14 protein-coding genes are annotated in these 19,158 nt (G+C 56.0%); all 14 read left to right on the top strand.

Going from position 1 to position 19,158, the window contains the following annotated elements; genetic code table 11:
• Window positions 1-86: 86 nt before the first annotated feature.
• The 14 genes from GXX34_08935 (at window position 87) to GXX34_08870 (ending at window position 19,115) form a co-directional block, all read left to right on the top strand.
• On the top strand, window positions 87-2,678 hold the full coding sequence (locus GXX34_08935) for a molybdopterin-dependent oxidoreductase (GenBank protein HHW07632.1): 2,592 nt from the start codon (window positions 87-89) through the stop codon (window positions 2,676-2,678).
• The gene (locus tag GXX34_08930) at window positions 2,675-3,358 is read left to right on the top strand and encodes a 4Fe-4S dicluster domain-containing protein (GenBank protein HHW07631.1); all 684 of its coding nucleotides are present in this window, start codon (window positions 2,675-2,677) and stop codon (window positions 3,356-3,358) included. Before GXX34_08935 ends, GXX34_08930 begins: the two co-directional genes overlap by 4 nt.
• Window positions 3,359-3,372: 14 nt before the next feature.
• A complete protein-coding gene (gene nrfD, locus GXX34_08925; protein ID HHW07630.1) occupies window positions 3,373-4,623 on the top strand; it encodes a polysulfide reductase NrfD in 1,251 nt (416 codons plus the stop codon).
• 303 nt (window positions 4,624-4,926) lie between these two features.
• Window positions 4,927-5,613, top strand: a complete 687-nt coding sequence (gene ftsE, locus GXX34_08920) for a cell division ATP-binding protein FtsE (GenBank protein HHW07629.1) — start codon at window positions 4,927-4,929, stop codon at window positions 5,611-5,613.
• On the top strand, window positions 5,603-6,490 hold the full coding sequence (locus tag GXX34_08915) for an ABC transporter permease (protein ID HHW07628.1): 888 nt from the start codon (window positions 5,603-5,605) through the stop codon (window positions 6,488-6,490). Before ftsE ends, GXX34_08915 begins: the two co-directional genes overlap by 11 nt.
• A 15-nt stretch (window positions 6,491-6,505) precedes the next feature.
• The gene (locus tag GXX34_08910) at window positions 6,506-7,648 is read left to right on the top strand and encodes a peptidoglycan DD-metalloendopeptidase family protein (protein ID HHW07627.1); all 1,143 of its coding nucleotides are present in this window, start codon (window positions 6,506-6,508) and stop codon (window positions 7,646-7,648) included.
• Window positions 7,649-8,223: 575 nt separating this feature from the next.
• The gene (locus GXX34_08905) at window positions 8,224-9,348 is read left to right on the top strand and encodes a S41 family peptidase (protein HHW07626.1); all 1,125 of its coding nucleotides are present in this window, start codon (window positions 8,224-8,226) and stop codon (window positions 9,346-9,348) included.
• 38 nt (window positions 9,349-9,386) lie between these two features.
• Complete coding sequence (locus tag GXX34_08900; GenBank protein ID HHW07625.1) at window positions 9,387-10,619, top strand: PDZ domain-containing protein; 1,233 nt, start codon at window positions 9,387-9,389, stop codon at window positions 10,617-10,619.
• A gap of 55 nt (window positions 10,620-10,674) precedes the next feature.
• Window positions 10,675-12,060 carry a sigma 54-interacting transcriptional regulator gene (locus GXX34_08895; protein HHW07624.1) on the top strand — a complete coding sequence of 462 codons (1,386 nt, stop codon included), beginning with the start codon at window positions 10,675-10,677 and terminating at the stop codon, window positions 12,058-12,060.
• Window positions 12,061-12,429: 369 nt separating this feature from the next.
• Window positions 12,430-13,566: an acyl-CoA dehydrogenase gene (locus GXX34_08890; protein HHW07623.1), complete on the top strand. Its 1,137-nt coding sequence runs from the start codon at window positions 12,430-12,432 to the stop codon at window positions 13,564-13,566.
• A gap of 87 nt (window positions 13,567-13,653) precedes the next feature.
• Complete coding sequence (locus tag GXX34_08885; GenBank protein HHW07622.1) at window positions 13,654-14,421, top strand: electron transfer flavoprotein subunit beta/FixA family protein; 768 nt, start codon at window positions 13,654-13,656, stop codon at window positions 14,419-14,421.
• 13 nt (window positions 14,422-14,434) lie between these two features.
• Window positions 14,435-15,427: an electron transfer flavoprotein subunit alpha/FixB family protein gene (locus GXX34_08880; GenBank protein HHW07621.1), complete on the top strand. Its 993-nt coding sequence runs from the start codon at window positions 14,435-14,437 to the stop codon at window positions 15,425-15,427.
• Window positions 15,428-15,544: 117 nt separating this feature from the next.
• Window positions 15,545-17,590 carry a 4Fe-4S dicluster domain-containing protein gene (locus GXX34_08875; protein ID HHW07620.1) on the top strand — a complete coding sequence of 682 codons (2,046 nt, stop codon included), beginning with the start codon at window positions 15,545-15,547 and terminating at the stop codon, window positions 17,588-17,590.
• Between the two features lie 193 nt (window positions 17,591-17,783).
• On the top strand, window positions 17,784-19,115 hold the full coding sequence (locus tag GXX34_08870; protein ID HHW07619.1) for a citrate/2-methylcitrate synthase: 1,332 nt from the start codon (window positions 17,784-17,786) through the stop codon (window positions 19,113-19,115).
• Window positions 19,116-19,158 lie beyond the last annotated feature (43 nt).

Below are 19,158 nucleotides of genomic sequence, written 5' to 3'. Positions count from 1 at the left end.
TGGCAAGGGACAGCGGCAGGCGGGGTAACGGCCTTTGCGGCTATTTGTGATCCAGGTCATGGTATTTCGGCACTCGTTAACGGAGAATGGACCCATGGAGGTGGAGGACCGTGTTAAAAAAAGGATTGAAGTTAACCCGCCGGCGCTTCTTACAGGGAGCGCTGGTTGGGGGGCTGTTGGCCGGCAGCGGCATGATCTATAAAAGCAGGGATGGTGCCGCCTGGAGCCGGGAGCCGGTCCGGCCCAAGGAGGTCAAGTTCGTCCGCACCGTTTGCTCTCCCAACTGTACGGCCGCTTGCGGCATCAAAGCGATGGTGGTGGACGGGCAGATTAAGACTTTGTCTCCTACCGATGATTATCCGGAACCGGAATATGGACCGCGGGGCTGCCTTAGAGGCTTGTCCTTTATCAATTTGCTTTACGGTCCGGACCGGTTGGAGAAACCCCTTCTCCGGGTGGGAGAACGGGGAGAAGGGAAGTTTAAGGAGGTATCCTGGGAAGAAGCGTTGGATTACACGGCGGCAAAGCTCAAAGAAATAGCGGCCAAGTACGGCTCCGATTCCATTGGCTTCAGCTTCCAGGTGGGAGGTACGGGCCATGTCCACAAGGGAGCTTGGATTGCCTTGTCCACCCTGGCGGGCTGGACCTTACTGCATCCTTATGATCTGAATGGGGACCTGCCCATGTTTTTCCCCCAGACCTTCGGGGTGCAGACGGAGGAATTGGAGCCCATCGAATGGCTTAACTCGAAGTATACGGCTGTATTCGGTTCCAATATCATGGTCACCCGCTTGATGGATGCTGATTTTCTCACCCAGAACAGGCTTAACGGCGGTAAAATGGTGGTGTTCGACCCGGTCTTTTCCGCCACCGCGGCGAAGGCCGACGAATGGATCCAGCTGAAGCCCTCCAGTGATGCCGCCCTGGCGTTAGGCATCGTGAAAGTGATCCTGGAGGAAGGACTCTACGATCGGGACTTTATCGTGACCTACACCGATCTGCCCTTGCTGGTTCGCCTGGACAACGGGAAAAAGCTCACGGCGCAAGAAGTGGCCGGGTTGGCCAGGCCGGCGGATGTGCCTGACTACCGGGAAGCTTATGTCGCTTATAACGGTGCCTGGCTCACCGTCCACCCGGAGAAGCTGGACCTGCCCTTGGACGTGCAGCTGGAGGGCCAGTGGGAAGTGCCGTTAAAGGACGGCAGTCAGGTGGCCGTGAAAACCGTTTTCCAGCTCCTGCGGGAGCAGGTTAGGCAAATGTCCCCCGGCTATGTGGCGCAGGAAACAGGGGTGGAATGGGAGACGGTGGTGCGGTTGGCGCGGGAAATGGCCGCCGGCAAACCCCTCCATGTGATTTACGGCGCCAGCAACTACCAGTGGTACCACGGGGATCTAAAGGGACGGGCGTTAGCTCTAATCCCCGTGCTGACGGGCAATATCGGTAAGCCCGGCGCAGGGATTTCCACCTACGCCGGCCAGTACCGGGTGCGCATGGATGTGCAGGCTTGGTGGTTCCCGGCGGCGGCTCGCTGGACACCCTGGTTATACTTCCTCCACGGGCCGACGCCAAACATGGTGGCCCCCTATCCCAAAAACGGTCTAAAGGGTTTCATCTTCGGCTGGCACAACCCCTTTGACCAGCACAACATGGCGAACCGGCTCCGGGAAATGGCCGCCCGGGGAGAAATGGAACTAATCGTGGCCATGGATTTCCAGCGTACCACGAGCTGTGATTGGGCCGATGTGGTTTTCCCGGCGGCCAGCTGGTATGAAAAGACGGAACTGGTGACGACACCCCTTCATCCTTACATGCAGCTCCAGCAGCCGGTGATCCCGCCTCTCGGGGAAAGAAGAAGCGAGCTCTGGATCGCCCGGGAAATGGCGAAAAGGCTGGAGCCGCGGTTTGAAAGCCATTTCTTCCCCGGGGATGATGAGCAGACAGCGGCGGAGAAAGCCATTGAACTCATCTTGCGGACAGGTGGGCCCCCCACCGAAGGCATAACCCTGGCCCGGTTGAAAAAGGGGCCGGTGCGCATGTGGTCCGAGGGGCCCAATAACCGGCAGGTACCTTTTTATGAGCAGGTGGCTCACAAAAAGCCCTTCCCGCCTTTAAGCCGCCCGGCCGCCTTGCCGGCCACGGCCCGGTTTGTGAAAAGCGGGCGCATCGAGTTCTACAAAGATGAAGACATCTTCTTGGATCTGGGCGAAGCATTGCCCGTGCACAAGCCTCCCTTTGCAGACAGTGAGTACCGCCTGTCACCGGAGGCCAAGGAAAAATACACTTTTGCGTACATCACCCGTAACTCCCTCTACCGGGTGCATTCTACCCATTCCAACAATATCTGGATGAATGAACTGGAAGACGGTAAGCCAAAGGTTTACCTGCACCCGGAAGATGCTCGCGGGAAAGGGATTAAAGAGGGGGACCTGGTGGAGGTGTACAACGACCGGGGGTTGGTGAAAGGTTATGCGGTCCTGGACCCGGGGATGAGCAGGCAGCTGGTCATTTTTGAACAAGGCTGGTGGAGCCGCTACCTGAAGGATACTTCTTATAATTCCCTGACTTATCCCTTTATCAAACCCACCCATGAAGTGTATTTCACGCCGGGGATGTGGGCCCCCAATACCGCTTGGAACGAATGCCTGGTGGATGTGCGAAAGGCAGGTGAGGAAGCATGAGATTAGGGATGGTGATCGATTTATATAAATGCATCGGCTGCCGCACCTGCGCCGTAGTGTGCAAGCAGGTGAACGCCCAGCCGCCGGGTACCTGGTGGAACCGGGTCTTTACCCCCGGCAGCAGTCATCACCAGATTCCCCCGGAGCAAACAGGGGGGGCGAAAATGTACTTTTTGCCCGTTTCCTGTCAGATGTGCGATAACCCTCCCTGCCAGAAAGTCTGTCCCGTCGGGGCCACTTACACCGATGCGCGGGGTGTGGTGCTGGTGGACCTGGAGCGATGCATCGGCTGCCGCTACTGCATGAGCGCCTGCCCTTACGGCGTCCGCCAGTTCAACTGGGAGGACCCCGAGAAAGCCAAGGAAAAGGCCGGGTATCCCCAAGATTATGCTTACGGTTATCCTTTTGACCACCGGGACCCCAACGACCGGCTGGTCTATTCCCCCAACCGGCCGAAGGGGATTACGGAAAAATGCACTTTTTGCGCCCAGTACACCGCCCAAGGAGAACTCCCCATGTGCGTGCAGGCTTGCCCGGCTAAAGCCCGTCATTTCGGGGATTTGGACGACCCGGCCTCAGCGGTGGGGAAGCTCATCCGGGAACAGGAGACTTTTCGCCTCCTGGAGGAACTGGGTACAGCCCCGAAAGTGTTTTACTTGAGTCCCAGCAAGCCTAAATAAGCGGAGGTGATACAATGCGAGGAACCAATGCGGCTGCCGGGGTATCCCTGGTGTTAATCGGCATCAGTTTAGCGGCCTGGTTTTATCAAATCCAGCAAGGACTGGTAGTGACCCAGATGCGGAACCCCTTTAACTGGGGTCTGTACATTGCCGTTTTTGCCTTTTTCGTAGGGATCGCCGCCGGGGGCTTGATCGTCTCTTCATCCGTCTACTTGTTTAATTTGGAGCCGCTGCGGCCTTTCACCAGGATAGCTTCCCTGTCGGCTTTTGCCGCTACTTTGGGAGCCATGGCCATCATCCTGCCTGATCTGGGCCGGGTGGACCGGATCTACCAATTATTCCTGCATCCCAACTTCGCTTCTCCTCTAATTTGGGATGTGATTGTCCTCAGCACTTACCTGGCGATCACCTTCCTCAGCGTCTATTTCCAGCTGCTGCCGGAGCGGCGGCCGGAACTGGAGGAGCGGGCGAAGCGGCGGGCCCGGGCGGTGGCCTACCTGGGGCTGCCGGTGGCGGTCTTAATTCACACCGTGACTGCGTTGATTTTTGCTACTCAGGGATCCCGGGGCTGGTGGAACACAGCCATCCTGCCCCCGGATTTTATTGCCATGGCGGTGGCCTCCGGCACGGCGCTGGTGATGGTGATCATGCTGCTGGCCATGGGCAAAGAGGGACTGAGACATCATTCAGGTGCTTTTCGGATCTTGAACGGTGTCATCGCCGGGGCCCTGGTGATTCATTTCTTCTTCCTGGCGGTGGATTTAATCGTCCACGGCTGGTGGGGCGGGCCGGAAGCTGCCGGGCTGTTTGCCCAGCTGTTTGTTGAGTACGGAGTCCTATACGGGCTGGAACTGGTGCTGCTGTTTTCGGCCATGGTTTACTTTTTCATCGCCCGGGGAACCGGGTCTTACGGCGGTTTGTGGATTGGCTGCTTGACCCTTTTTGCCGGCGTGTTTGTGCACCGGTTGATGCTGATGTTCCCGGCTTTCAACCAGGTACCCCTGCACCTGGTGGTGCCCGGTACCGGTGCCGGTTGGAGCTACCCGGTGGCTGTGGGCGAGTTCCAGCCGGGGATGGATGTCTTCGTGAGTACCTGGTCTTATCTTCCTTCCCCGGTGGAGATAGCGGTAACCCTCTTACCCTTTGGGCTGGTGGGGCTGGTGGTTTCCCTGGCGCTGCGCTCTTTCCCCTTCTTACCGGCTTTCGAGCCGCCGGCGGCAGCGCACGGGCCGAAACAGCCTGCCGGCCAGGCCAGCTTGCCGTGAATAGGAGTATGTCCCTGGTTGGTTGGCTAGATCCGTTGAGGATTTTGTAAAACTCTCTCCCTGATTGGGCACTCCCGGCACCCGGGAGTGCCGTTTTCTCCCGTATTCCCTCCTTTTTTGTTAGGTATTTCCCATCAATACTCCTTGCCTTTTTCCTCTGGTGCAGCCTTCCGTAGAAGGAAGGCTTCCTTTTTTTGCAAATCTGCCCGCCGGGAAAGGATTCTGGAAGTAATTGTCGAACTGACATAGATAATGTTTTACCAGTAGCAGCAGCTGCAACTATTGTCAACGGAGTGGTAAATGTTGATCCAATTTGTCAACGTGACGAAGATTTACAACAACAGGGTTGTTGCTTTGCGAGATATCAGCCTCAAAATCGAAAAAGGAGAGTTTGTCTTTCTGATCGGCTCCAGCGGGGCAGGTAAATCAACCTTTATCCGCCTGATTTTCAAGGAAGAGGAACCTTCCCGGGGGCAGATCCTAATTGCTAACCGCAGCATTAACCGGCTGAAGCGGAAAGAAGTGGCTCTCTTACGGCGGAATATCGGGGTGGTGTTCCAGGATTACAGCTTGCTGAACGACCGGACCGTCTATGATAATGTGGCTTTTGCCCTGGAGGTGATGGAATACCCGGGGAAAACGATCCGGCAGAAAGTACCGGAAGTATTGGAAATGGTGGGCTTGGCTGACAAAGCCGACTGCCTGCCCCGGCAGCTGTCGGGGGGAGAACAGCAGAGAGTGGCCATTGCCAGGGCCATTGTCAATAACCCGCAGATTCTGCTGGCTGATGAACCGACGGGAAACCTGGACCCGGAGACCGCATGGGGGATAATGGAACTACTGAATGACATCAACCGCCGGGGTACGACGGTAATCATGGCTACCCACGCCGCGGACATTGTTAACCGCATGAAGAAAAGGTTGATCGCCCTGGATAGAGGGGAACTGGTGCGGGACGAGGAAAGAGGAGTCTACAGCCATGAAGCTTAGAACCTTTGGCTATTTCTTTAAACAGGCCTTTAAATCCATGCGGCGCAATCTTTGGATGAGTATCGCGGCGGTCAGTACGGTAGCCATTGCCGCGTTCCTGGTGGGTGTGTTCGCTCTCCTGGTGCTCAATGTGAATTTCATGGCGGCCAAGCTGGAATCCGACATTGAAATCGTGGCCTTTGTGGAAGTGGATGTTCCCCGGGCGCAGGTGCTGCAGCTGCAGGAGCATCTCCGGTCCCTGCCGGGTATTGCTTCGGTAACCCTGGTGCCTAAAGAAGAAGGGTTGAGCAAGATGAACGCCCGTTTTGGCGGTGACCGGGATTTGCTGGGAGCCCTGGGAGGGGAGAACCCTTTACCGGATTATTTCGTGGTGAAGGCTGCGGACCCGGAACGGGTGACCAGGGTGGCTGCCCAATTGGCCCAGATTCCTCATATCTACAAGGTTGATTACGGGAAGCAGGAAGTGGAACGGTTATTTGAGGTGCTGCGCTGGGTGCGCTGGGCCGGCAGCGCTCTCATCCTGTTGTTAATCGGTTCCGCGGTGTTTCTCATTGCCACCACTGTCCGGCTGACGGTTTTCGCCCGCCGGCGGGAACTGCAGATTATGAAACTGGTGGGTGCCACGGACTGGTTTATTCGCTGGCCTTTCTTCCTGGAGGGTTTCTTCCTGGGGGCCATCGGCGCCGGGTTAGCTTGCCTGGCTGTCTATTTCGGTTATTTTTCCCTGGTGGACAAGGTTTCCCTGCAGATATCTTTTCTGGCTTTAATTGAGGATCCTAAAGCGGTGTACCAGGTCTTGTGGAAGCTCCTGGCCGGGGGAGCCGCCGTGGGAGCCCTGGGGAGTATCATCTCCATGCGCAGATTTCTCAAAGTTTAGGGGGGGAGAAACCGGGTGAAGCGGGTTGTGGCGTTATGCCTCCTTTGCGGGGTATTGGTCTTATCCTGGCTGCCGGTGTATACGGTTTCTGGGAACGAGTTGGATGAACTTCGCCAGCGGCAGGAGCAAATAGAACGGCAGATCCAGCAGCGCCGCCAGGAGATCCAGAGCAAGGAAAAAGAGATTAAATCCCTGTCCCAGCAGATGGAAGATTTGAACAGAAACATTGGAGCGGTGGAAAAGGACCTGCACGAGCTGGCGGTCCAGTTGGGCGAAGCAACCCAGCGGGTGGAGCAGGCGGAGCGGGAACTCAAGCAAGCTGAGGACAAGCTGGCGGAAAGAACGGGTATATTTAAGAAACGGCTGGTGGAGATTTATTGTCTCGGGGATGTCAGCTACCTGGAAGTATTGATGGAATCCACCAGCATGACCGATTTCCTGGTCCGCATGGAACTGCTGCAAAAGATTGCGGAACATGACATGAAACTGTTGGATGAGATCGAGGCGGAACGGGCGGCGGTGGAAGAGAAAAAAGCCCAGCTGGAGTCGGAAAGAGACAAGATTGCCCAGATGAAGGCGGAAACAGAGGATAAGAAAGCCCGGCTGGCTGCCCAGCAGGAAGAGAAGGCCAAGCTGGTGAATGCCCTGAAAACGGAAAAAGCGGTAATCGAAAGAGCGCTGGCGGAAGAAGAGGAAACTTCCCGCCGGATTGCCGCCCAGATCAGGGAAATCATGGCCCGGATGAGCGACGATCGCCAATTCGCCGGCGGTAAGCTGGCCTGGCCGGCACCGGGTTACTCCCGGATCACCTCCGATTACGGGATGAGGGTGCATCCCATCCTCAAGACCAACCGGATGCATACTGGTATCGATATTGCGGCTCCTTCAGGGGCTAAGGTCATAGCCGCCGAAAGCGGGCGAGTCATGATGGCCGGGTATTACGGGGCATACGGTAATACGGTGATCATTAACCACGGCAGCGGCATTGCTACCTTGTACGCCCATTTGTCCGCTATTACGGTCAAGGAAGGGGACGAAGTCCTGCGGGGTGACCAGGTGGGGAAAGTCGGGTCCACGGGCTTAAGTACGGGACCGCACCTGCACTTTGAAGTGCGCAAGGACGGGGAACCGGTCAATCCATGGTCCTACTTGAAATGAGATGGAGGAGGCTAACTGGCGTACGGGCCCAGTTAGCCTTACATGTCTCTAAAGAAAATGATGCCGGGAACTAATCCCGGCCGGCGGTAAGGTGGAGAGGAGGCAGTGCTGTCATGAAAGGCGGTCGGCAATCCGCAAGCTGCGGGCGGCTGGAAAGTGGTGGGCATCGATCTTTCCGGGTCTAGCCTGACGGTCGGGGAGTGACGGCGGTTTTGCCGGGGTTCTTCAAGCCCGGGCTGTGGGCACTGATTGGCTGGTATTTGAAATGACGGAAACGGCTGCCGTCTCCCACCGGAAGGAGGTGTGGCCTTTTGCCGATTGGGTGGAAGGGCCGGGCTCGCGGATTTCGGTTTGCCCTGTTGTGAACAGTCTCTGACGACCGGAGGTCGTCATTTTTTCTTTAGAGGGAATGCAGGGTATGCCTGGTGCTTGGCGAATAATAATGACAATATATTCAAGGGACTGTGGTTGGCTGCATATGTTAATGTCAAGGCGAACAATTCAATGGGGATTGAGGTGGATTCTGGTTGGGAAGGATACTCGGTTTTCTTAAGCACCTGGTGATCATCATTGCCATGTTTTCCGTCATGGTAACGGGGATCCTGGGTTTTGTGATTGTTTCGAATCTGGACGGACTGGGCCGGGCCGTGAAAGTGCTGGCCCTGATCAAGAGCCAGTCGCTGGCGGATCCTGATTTCGCTACCCTCATTGAAGGGGCCACCGCCGGGATGGTGCAGGCCCTGGAGGATCCCTATTCCGCTTACCTGGAGCCGGAGCTGTACCAAAGTCTGGAAGGGAATATTAAGGGCACTTACGGCGGCGTGGGGCTTTTGATCACCATGGATAAAGATCACAAGCTGACGGTGGTATCACCCTTTAAAGGTACGCCGGCCCACCGGGCCGGGATCGCGCCGGGGGATCAAATACTGCGGATCGATGACCGGGATACGGCGGATTTAGACCTGAATGAAGCGGCGGCGTTAATGCAGGGAGAACCTGGGACCCAAGTGGTGCTGCTCATTTACCGGCCGGGAGGCTCCACCTGGGAAGTGACCCTGACCAGGGAGATCATTGAGCTGCCCACGGTAGAAGGACAGTACCTGGAGGATTATCCCGGCATTGCTTATATCTCCATCTCCAATTTTACGGAACACACAGGTACCGAGTTAGGCCGGTTAATTATGGAGCTGCAGCAAGAGCGGGCATTAGAAGGGATGGTATTGGATTTGCGCAATAATCCGGGGGGGTCCTTGTCCGCCGCCTTGGAGGTAGCTTCTTACTTCATCCCGGAAGGCCCGGTAGTATACATCGAAGGGAAGAACAGCAGTGATACCTTGCATACGGTCCATCCCCATCGCATCCAGGTGCCCCTGGTGGTGCTGGTGAACGGCGGCAGTGCCAGCGCTTCGGAAATCGTGGCCGGAGCCATCAAGGACACGGGGAGCGGGAAACTGGTTGGGGAGACTACTTTCGGCAAGGGATTAGTCCAGACCGTGTTCCCCCTGCACGGCGGGGCGGCGGTAAAGCTTACCACTTCCAAGTATTTAACTCCCGGCAGACATGACATCCACGAGGTAGGCATCCAGCCGGATGTGGAAGTAAAACTGACACCGGAAGAAGAACACGCGGCACTGATGAGCGCCCCCGATGTGGAGAAAGACCCCCAATTGGCCAAAGCCCTGGAAGTGCTGGGCAGGTAAACCGGTGATCAATGGCGGTGAGTGCCATGGAACTTTTCTTGTATTTAATTGTTCAGATTTTCCGCCATATTTTCAGCCTGGGGTTTCTCCTTTATTTCCTGTTTGCCGTCGCCGTGGTGGCCCTCATGTATATCCGGCTGGAAAAGACGAAACGGCAGTTGTACGGCGTTGCCGGCAAGGCTTACGGCGGTATTGTCCAGGATGTGCTGAAAGCCACGGCCCTGGGATTCGGGGGAGGAGTGCTGGGGAGCATTTTGATGGTCCTGGGCGGGGTAAGTGTGAATAACATCGGGATCAGCTATTTGTGGTTTGTGGCCCTGGTCCTGTTCCTGGTCAATCCCCGCTACCTTTGTTTTTCCTATGCCGGGGGTCTTTTGTCCATTAGCTACCTGTTAACGGGTTTTCCCCGCATCGAAGTGCCCCAGTTGATGGGCTTAGTGGCTATTCTGCACCTGGTGGAAAGCTTGTTGATCCTGGCCAGCGGGCACTTGGGGGCACTGCCGGTATATGCCCGCCAGGGTGACAAAACCGTCGGCGGTTTCAACCTGCAGCGGTTTTGGCCCATTCCCCTGGTCGTCATGTATGTGATACCGGTAGCCTCGTTACAAAGCTTTGGTAACAGCGTCATCCCCATGCCCGATTGGTGGCCGCTGATCCGTTCCCCCCTGGAGGCGGAGAGCGATGTGCTGTACAGCCTGGTACCGGTGGTGGCCGCCCTGGGTTACGGGGACCTGGCCCTTACGGATACCCCGGAAGGCAAGAGCCGCTGGTCCGCGGAAAGACTGGCGGTGTACAGCCTGCTGCTGCTCCTGCTGTCCATTCTGGCCTCCCACTGGTCCTGGCTGGCTTGGGCGGCGGCCTTATTCGGGCCTTTAGGACATGAGTATTTAATCATTAGAGGGCAGCAAAAGGAGCTGGTGGGAAAGCCGCTCTACCATGCCCCGGAGCGCGGGGTGATGATCCTGGATGTTTATCCCGGTTCCCCGGCGGCGAGAATGGGCCTGGCCAGCGGTGACGTGCTTTTCAGCATCAATGAAGAGCCGGTGAATACCAAATGGGACGTGGCCCGGCTGCTGTCTTTAGGCACCCCTTACCTGTCGGTGGATTACTTGCGAGGGGGTAAGCTGTGGCGTACCCAGGGCAGGTGTCCCACAGACGGCCAGTTGGGTATTATCCCGGTGCCGGAAACCGGTGACCGCTCCCAGGTGCAGTTCAACTCCCGCGGCCCTTTGGCCCGTTTATGGGACCGGGTGATGCGGAAAAAAGCTTAAAAGCAGGTTTTCACCCCCTTTATGGAGAATACTCCGGAGCAAAGGGGGTTTTTGTATGCTGGTGTCCGATATCATGACCCAACCTGTCATAACCATCCGGAGAAACACCACGCTCAAAGAAGCAGTACAGATTTTCCGCCGGCACCAGATTTATAGCCTGCCGGTCACCGATGACCAGGGGGTGATCCAGGGGCTGTTTACCAAATCCCACCTGCTGGACATCATTGAAAAAAACCTGGACCTGGATGCGCCGGTGGAAAGGATCATGCACACCCGAGTAGTGACGGTGGGTCCCGACACCCCGGTGGAACAGGCCTACAGCATCGCCCTGCGGCATGGGGTTTCCAAGCTGCCCATCGTGGATGAAGGCCAGCGGGTGATCGGTATCGTCACCGGCAATGATGCCCTGCAGGCCCTGGAAAAAAGCACAAGACGCTCCCTTTCTTATTACAAGCAGGAACTCACCCGCACCCGGGATGACCAGTATACTTTTGACAACCTCATCGGCCGGGGTGAGCGGATTAAGTGGCTGAAAAGGGAAGCCCAGGTGGCGGCCCGGACTAATTCCACCATTTTGATCAGCGGTGAGAGCGGTACCGGTAAGGAACTGCTGGCCCATGCCATTCACTATGCCAGCCCGCGCCGGAATGCTCCCTTTATTAAAGTAAACTGTGCCGCCGTACCGGAGCACTTGCTGGAGTCGGAGCTGTTCGGTTACGAAGAAGGCTCCTTTACCGGCGCCAAAAAAGGCGGCAAGTTAGGCAAGTTTGAACTGGCGGACGGGGGCACCATTTTCCTGGATGAAATAGGGGATATGCAGCTGGCTATGCAGGCTAAACTCCTGCGGGTGCTGCAGGAGCGGGAAGTGGAGAAAATAGGGCGGACCAGGGCCATCAAGGTGGATGTGCGGGTCATTGCCGCCACCAATAAAGACCTGGAGCAAATGGTGAAGGAGAAAAAATTCCGGGAGGATTTGTATTACCGCCTGAACGTAATCAACTTGCACATGCCCCCTTTAAGAGACCGCCGGGAAGACATTCCCATGTTAATTGAGTATTTCATTAAAACCTTGAACCAGGAATTAGGCCGGAAAATCAAAGGTATTTCCCCGCAAGCGGAGCAGCTGCTGGTCAACTACGACTGGCCCGGGAATGTGCGGGAACTCCGCAATACCCTGGAAAGAGCCATGGCTTTGACCATGCACGAGGTATTGGAGGTGGAAGACTTCAAGAGCTTTCCAGGTTCCGATGCCCCTGCCCGGCGTGGGGTGGAAGCGGTGACCGTCGGGACGCTGGCGGAAGCGGTAGCCCAGGCGGAGAAGGAGGCCATCAGGAACGCCTTGTCCTATACCAACCACAACAAGGTGGCAGCGGCGCGCCTGTTAGGGATCCACCGTTCCCTCCTGTACCGGAAAATGAAACAGCTGGGGTTGGACTACTGACGGGAAAAATCGCCTTGTGTATACGAAATAGGACACATGTCTCATTTTGTGTACATGAGGTCCGAGAGGGATTTTGTCGCTTCATTTGTACAGGTGGGCCCAGTGATATCAACAGCACCAGGGTTTGGTGCTGTTTTCTTTTTGCCCAGCCAGGGCAGCCGGTGTCCTATTTATGCAACATCTGCCCGGTCAGAGTAGTAAAAACATTTCATCTTTTTCGAATTGGAAAAATAATATTGTTCCGGCAGGAAACCGCACGGGCACTGGCTTGGCGAGGGGCTTTTGCGAAATCACAGCCATGGGCCGGGCATGATGGCATGAATTTTGCTTTATTATAAGGCAGACAGGGTAGGGGGTGCCGGATGATCATTGGATTACCGATTAAGCGATGAACAACTTGCGCTGCAAAAAATGGCCAGGGAATTCGCCCAGCGGGAGATCGTCCCCCTGGCCCATAAAATGGATGAAGAGGAAGAATTCGAGCCCTCCTTGATTAAGCGGCTGGCGGAATACGGCTTGCAGAGCCTGAACACCCCGGTTGAGTACGGGGGCTCCGGGCTGGATGCCATGGGCATCTGCATCGTGCTGGAAGAACTGGCTAAAGGGTGTGCCAGCGTGGCCGTGGCCGCCGCGGCCACGGCCCTGGCGGCGTACCCGCTGCTTTTAGCGGGTACCGATGAGCAGAAAAAGAAGTTCCTGCCTCCCATTGGGGAGGGAGGGGGGTTGGCGTCTTTCTGCCTGACGGAAGCGGAAGCCGGCTCCGATGCCGCCTCTATTGCCTCCACCGCCGTCCGCGTGGGCAGGGAGTATGTGTTAAACGGCGCCAAAGCCTTTGTTTCCAACGGCGGGATGGCAGAGTTCTACCTGGTCTTTGCTACCACCGACCGGTCCAAAGGGTCCAAAGGCATTTCCGCCTTTGTGGTGCCGAAGGGGACGCCGGGCCTCCAGGTGGGTAAGAAACTGAAGAAGATGGGGATCCGGGCGGCCGATACCAGGGAAATTGTGCTGGAAGACGTGCGAGTGCCGGCCAGCCATTTGGTGGGGCGCGAAGGGCAGGGATTTGTGCTGGCCATGGAGGCGTTGGACCTGGCGCGACCGGGAGTAGGGGCCATGTCCGTGGGGATTGCCCAGGCGGCTTTTGAAACGGCCCTGCGCTATGCGAAAGAACGCCGGCAGTTTGGCAAACCCATCGCCGATTTCCAGACCATCCAGATGATGCTGGCGGACATGGCGATGAAAGTGGAAGCGGCCCGGCACCTGGTGTACAAAGCGGCATTTACCTTGGAACAAGGGTTGCCTTTTACCAAGGAGGCGGCCATGGCGAAAGCGTTTGCTTCCGACGTGGCCATGGAGGTAACCACCCAGGCGGTACAGGTGTTAGGGGGTTACGGTTTCATTAGAGATTATCCCGTAGAAAAATACATGCGGGATGCGAAAATAATGCAAATTTTTGAAGGTACTAACCAAATTCAAAGGCTGGTGATTGCCAAGCAGCTGCTTGCTTAAGAGGAAGGGGGTTTTCGCTCGGGTTTTGTGGAAAATTTCAGACGATACCTTTTATTTTGATTATTAAAATTTAAGGAGGGAGTCCTTTTGAACATTGTCGTTTTAGTGAAGCAGACCTTTGATACCGAAGCCAAAATTCAATTGACGGCGGACGGCAAGATCAGCGATCAAGGCGTGAATCTGATCATGAACCCTTACGATGAGTTTGCGGTGGAGGAAGCCATCCGCATCAAAGAAGCCAAGGGGGGCGAGGTGACCGTCGTTTCCCTGGGTGGGGATAAGGCCCAGGAAGCTTTAAGGCAAGCCCTGGCCATGGGGGCCGATAAGGCGGTCCTCATCAATGACCCGGCTTTAGCGGGTGCCGACCATTACGTGGTGGCCAAAGTGCTGGCCAAAGCACTGGAAGGCATGTCCTACGATTTGATCCTGACCGGTTGGATGGCCATTGACGATCAAAGTGCCCAGCTGCCCGGCCGTCTTGCCGAAGTCTTAGGGCTGCCCCAAGCGACGGTAGTCACCAAGTTGGAACTGGGCGACGGCAAAGCCGTTTGCCACCGTGAAGGTGACGGTGCGGTAGAAGTGCTGGAAGTTCCCCTGCCGGCTTTAATAGCCGCCCAGAAAGGTTTGAATGAGCCTCGTTACCCGTCCTTGAAGGGGATTATGCAGGCGAAGAAAAAAGAACTGAAGGTGCTCAGCCTGCAGGATTTGGGCCTGGCTGCTGAAGGCAGCAAAGCTCAGGTGGTTGGGTACCAGCTGCCGGAAGCCAGGCAGGCAGGTAAGAAGGTGGAAGCCGAACCTGCGGACGCAGTCAAGCAGCTGATTGATTTCCTGACTAATGAAGCGAAGGTTATCTAGAGGAGGGGAAACCATGGGCAAGGTCTTTGTCATCGTAGAACAAAAGAAGGGGGCTTTGAGAAAAGCCACCCATGAACTCTTGGGCGCCGGGCGCCGCTTGGCGAACGAGCTGGGAGCAGAGCTGATGGCTGTTATCCCGGGCCACAATGTGAAAGGATTGGTAGACCAAGTGGCCGCCTACGGTGTAGATAAAATCTTCGTCTGTGATGACCAAAAACTGGCTGATTACAGCACCGCCGCTTATACTGACGTGGTGGGCAAAGTACTGCTGAAAGAGCAGCCCGATTACGTGTTCTTGAGCCATACCGCTACCGGTAAAGACCTGGCGCCGCGGTTGGCCCAAAGGCTGGAAGCCGGTTTAGCCAGCGATTGTACCGCTGCCAAAGTGGAAAACGGTGAACTGGTGCTGACCAAACCCATCTACGCCGGTAAAGCATTCAGCACCGTGAAACCTAACGGCGCCGCTTTATTCGTCACTTTCCGTCCCAATGCCCTGGGCAGTGTGCCGGCGGAAGGAAGCAAGAATCCGGAAGTCGTGGACGTACCGGTGGAAATCAGTCCCGATGCTTTGCGGGTCATTGTGAAAGAGGTCATCGAGAAAGCTACGGGCCGCCCGGAACTGACGGAAGCGGAAATCATCATCAGCGGCGGCCGGGGCATGAAAGGTCCGGAAAACTTCAAGATGCTGGAGGAAATTGCCGATATCCTCGGCGCTGCCGTTGGTGCTTCCCGGGCCGCCGTGGATTCCGGTTGGCGGGAGCACAGTGACCAGGTAGGCCAAACGGGTAAGACCGTGTCGCCGGTGCTGTACATCGCCGTGGGTATTTCCGGTGCCATCCAGCACCTGGCGGGCATGGGTTCCTCCAGGTATATCGTGGCCATTAACAAGGATCCGGAAGCGAATATCTTCAAAGTAGCCGACTTCGGCATCGTCGGTGACTTGTTCCAAGTGCTGCCGGTCCTGAGAGACGAACTGAAGAAAGTGGTAAGCGAGCGTCCGGCCTAAAGTCCAGGGGGTTGCCGGCCGGCCCGGCTGCACCGGGCAGGGCGGCAACCCCTCTTACCACAGCTTCCATGCGACACTTTTTGAGAGGGGTGAAACCCGTTGATCACTTTAGCCAACGTGGGTGTACCGACCAGGGAAATCTACTGGAATATTTCCGGGCATTTTTGGCTGTATGCGGTTTTCATTATTGCCGTGGCTATCTTCGCCCACGGGGTATACCAGCAATACAATTTATGGCGTTTAGGGCAAGCGGAGCTTCGCACGGATCAAATCGGCCGGCGCATAAAAACGGTGATTAAGGAGACCTTCAGCCACGGCCGTATTCTAAGAGATAAGCTGCCCGGGTGGAGCCACTTTGTCATCTTTTGGGGCTTTGTGATTATGCTCTTTGGCACATTTATTGTGGCGTTACAGGCTGACTTTGGGCTCCAGATCTTTTACGGCAATTTTTACCTAATCCTGTCCCTGCTCATGGATTTGGGCGGCTTTTTCGCCCTGGCGGGCATAGTGGTCTTTGCCTGGCGGCGTTATGTGCAAAAGCCGGACCGGTTGGATAACCGTAAGGACGACGGGTGGGCTTTGCTGCTCATCGGCGCTATCTTGTTCACGGGCTTTATCGTGGAAGGGCTGCGGATTGCCGCTACCGGGGACCCCTGGGTAGCCTGGCAGCCGGTGGGTTATGTGGTGTCCCTGCTGTTTAGCGGGATGACGGTGGAACAGATGCAGGCCTGGCACAAGTTCCTCTGGTGGTTCCACATGATGATTGCCATGGCCTTCATCGCTTACATTCCCTATTCCAAGCTGGTACACATTATTCTCATCCCGGCGGACCAGTTTTTCAGCCCCCTTACGCCTCCCGGTACCTTGTCGCCCATTGATTTTGAAGACGAGGACGTGGAGGTTTACGGGACGGACAGGATAGAGAGTTTTTCCTGGAAGCATCTCTTTGACCTGGAAGCCTGTGTCCGCTGCGGCCGGTGCCAGGATAACTGTCCTGCTCATCTCACCGGCAAACCCCTGTCCCCGAAACGCATGGTGCAGAATATGCGGGCCCACCTGCATGCCAAGGCACCGCATTTAGTGGCGGCCAGGGAAGCGCTGCGGCAGCAGGGCGCGCAACTGGAAGTAGCCGCCGGTGCGGAAGCTATCGCCGCTTTTGAAGAGAACCTCGTCCGTGATGTGGTCTCCGAGGAAGAGATCTGGGCCTGCACCACCTGCCGGGCTTGCCAGGAGCAGTGCCCTGCCATGATCGAGCATATTCATAAGACCATCGAACTGAGGCGGTACCTGACCTTGACGGAAAGTGAGTTCCCGGCCGAGATGCAGCTGGCTTTCCGGAATATGGAAAACAACGCCAACCCATGGGGTGTCGGTTATACCGAGCGGGCCAACTGGGCGGAAGGTTTGGGCGTAACCACATTGGAGGAAAATCCCGAAGTGGAGTACCTGTACTGGCCCGGTTGCGCCGGTGCTTTTGACGACCGGAACCAGCGGGTTTCAAAAGCTATTGTGCAGATCCTGCAAGCCGCCGGCGTCAGCTTCGGCATTCTGGGCATTGAGGAGAAATGCTGCGGGGATTCCGCCCGCCGCCTAGGTAACGAATACCTGTTCAAGATGCTGGCGGAAGAAAATATTGAAACCATGAAGAACTACGGGGTGAAAAAGATCATCACCCAGTGCCCCCACTGTTACCAGACCTTTAAGGTGGACTATGCCCAGTTGGGTGCGGAATTCGAAGTTATCCACCATACCCAGTTCATCAGTGAACTGATTGCCTCCGGTAAGATCAAGCTCAGCGGGGACTTCGGCAAGACCGTGGTCTACCATGACTCCTGCTATCTGGGACGTTACAACGACATTTACGGGGAGCCGCGGCAAATCGTGTCCGCCCTGCCCGGGGCGAGGCTGGTGGAAATGCCGCGCCATCACGACAAGAGCTTCTGCTGCGGTGCCGGCGGCGGAAGGATGTGGCTGGAGGAGCGGCTCGGCACTAAGATTAACGAAGCCCGGACGGATCAAGCCTTATCCACCGGGGCCCAAGTTGTGGGCACGGCCTGCCCCTTCTGCTTGATCATGCTGGTTGACGGGCTGAAGGCCAAGGATGAAGAGGGCAAAGTGGAAGCCATGGATTTGGCGGAATTAGTAGCTAAGCACCTGGCTTAGCGTAGATAGATACTCCATCCCCCCTTTCTAAGTACTGCTGCGGTCCAGGGACCATCGTTCCCTGGATCTTTTTTTTTTAGAATGAAATAAATTTTTGTTTATTTCCAGCGCACCCTAATGATATAATAAAAGTTAATATTAATCAGTCCTTTCCAGCACCATACTATTTAAGGAAGAAAGGTATGATGCCGTAATGTTAGAAAAACTCAGTCAACTGGCGGAAAAATGTGTTCCCATTAATCCCGAATTGTACGACAAGTACCAGGTGAAGCGGGGGCTGCGGGATGAAAGCGGCAGGGGTGTGCTGGCCGGCCTGACGGAGATCGCGGAAGTGCATGCCTATATCATTGACGAAAACGAAGTAGTGCCCATTCCGGGGGAGCTCTACTATCGCGGGATTAGCATTAATGATTTGACGAAAGGTTTTTTGGATGACGGGCGGCCTGGTTTTGAAGAGACGACGTACCTTTTGCTTTTCGGTGACTTGCCCAGTAAGAGCGAACTACAAGAGTTTACAGAGCTTTTGGCCGGCTACCGGAGCTTGCCCAGGAGTTTTGTGCGGGACATCATCATGAAAGCTCCCAGCCGGGATTTGATGAACGCCATGGCGCGAAGCGTGCTGGCCCTGTACAGCTATGATGAAAAGGCAGACGATATTTCCATTCCCAACGTGCTGCGGCAGTGCCTGCATTTAATCGCTTGTTTTCCCCTGCTGGCGGTGTACGGCTACCAGGCTTACCACCACTACTACGGCGACAGCAGCCTGATCATCCACAGCCCGAAGCCGGAACTGAGTACGGCGGAGAACATCCTGCACATGCTGCGGCCTGACAACCAGTTTACGAAGCTGGAAGCTACCTTATTGGACTTGGCTCTCGTGCTTCACGCAGACCACGGGGGCGGTAACAACTCCAGCTTCACCACCCACGTGATTACTTCTACGCACACGGATACTTACTCGGTCATGGCGGCTGCCCTGGGAGCATTGAAAGGCCCGAGGCACGGCGGAGCCAACATCAAGGTCATTCAGATGTTTGATGACCTGAAGCAGAACATTAAGAACTGGGATGATGAAGGGGAAATTGCCGATTACCTGAATAAGATCCTGAGCAAAGAAGCTTTTGACCGCACCGGCCTCATCTATGGCATTGGACATGCCGTGTATTCCATTTCCGACCCGCGGGCGGTTATCCTGAAGGGGATGTGCGAGCAGCTGGCCAGGGACAAGGGCTTGGAAGATGAGTTCAAGCTCTACGAAACAGTGGAAAGGCTGGCCCCTGAGGTGATCGGTAAAGTCAGGAAGATTTACAAAGGCGTTAGCGCCAACGTGGATTTCTATTCCGGTTTTGTCTACAAAATGCTGGGCATCCCGACGGAATTGTTCACGCCGATCTTTGCCGTGGCCAGGATTTCCGGCTGGAGTGCCCACCGGCTGGAGGAACTGGTAAACGGCGGCCGGATTATCAGACCTGCCTACAAGTGCGTGGCACCGCGGCGCACGTATACTCCCATGAAAGACCGGTAGTTGTCCCAAGAGTCCGCAAGGACTCTTTTTTTTATTTCCTTTT

The sequence above is a fragment of the Clostridia bacterium genome, assembly GCA_012840125.1.
GTDB lineage: Bacteria > Bacillota > DULZ01 > DULZ01 > DULZ01 > DULZ01.
This window is presented reverse-complemented; position numbering and strand designations above follow the sequence as displayed.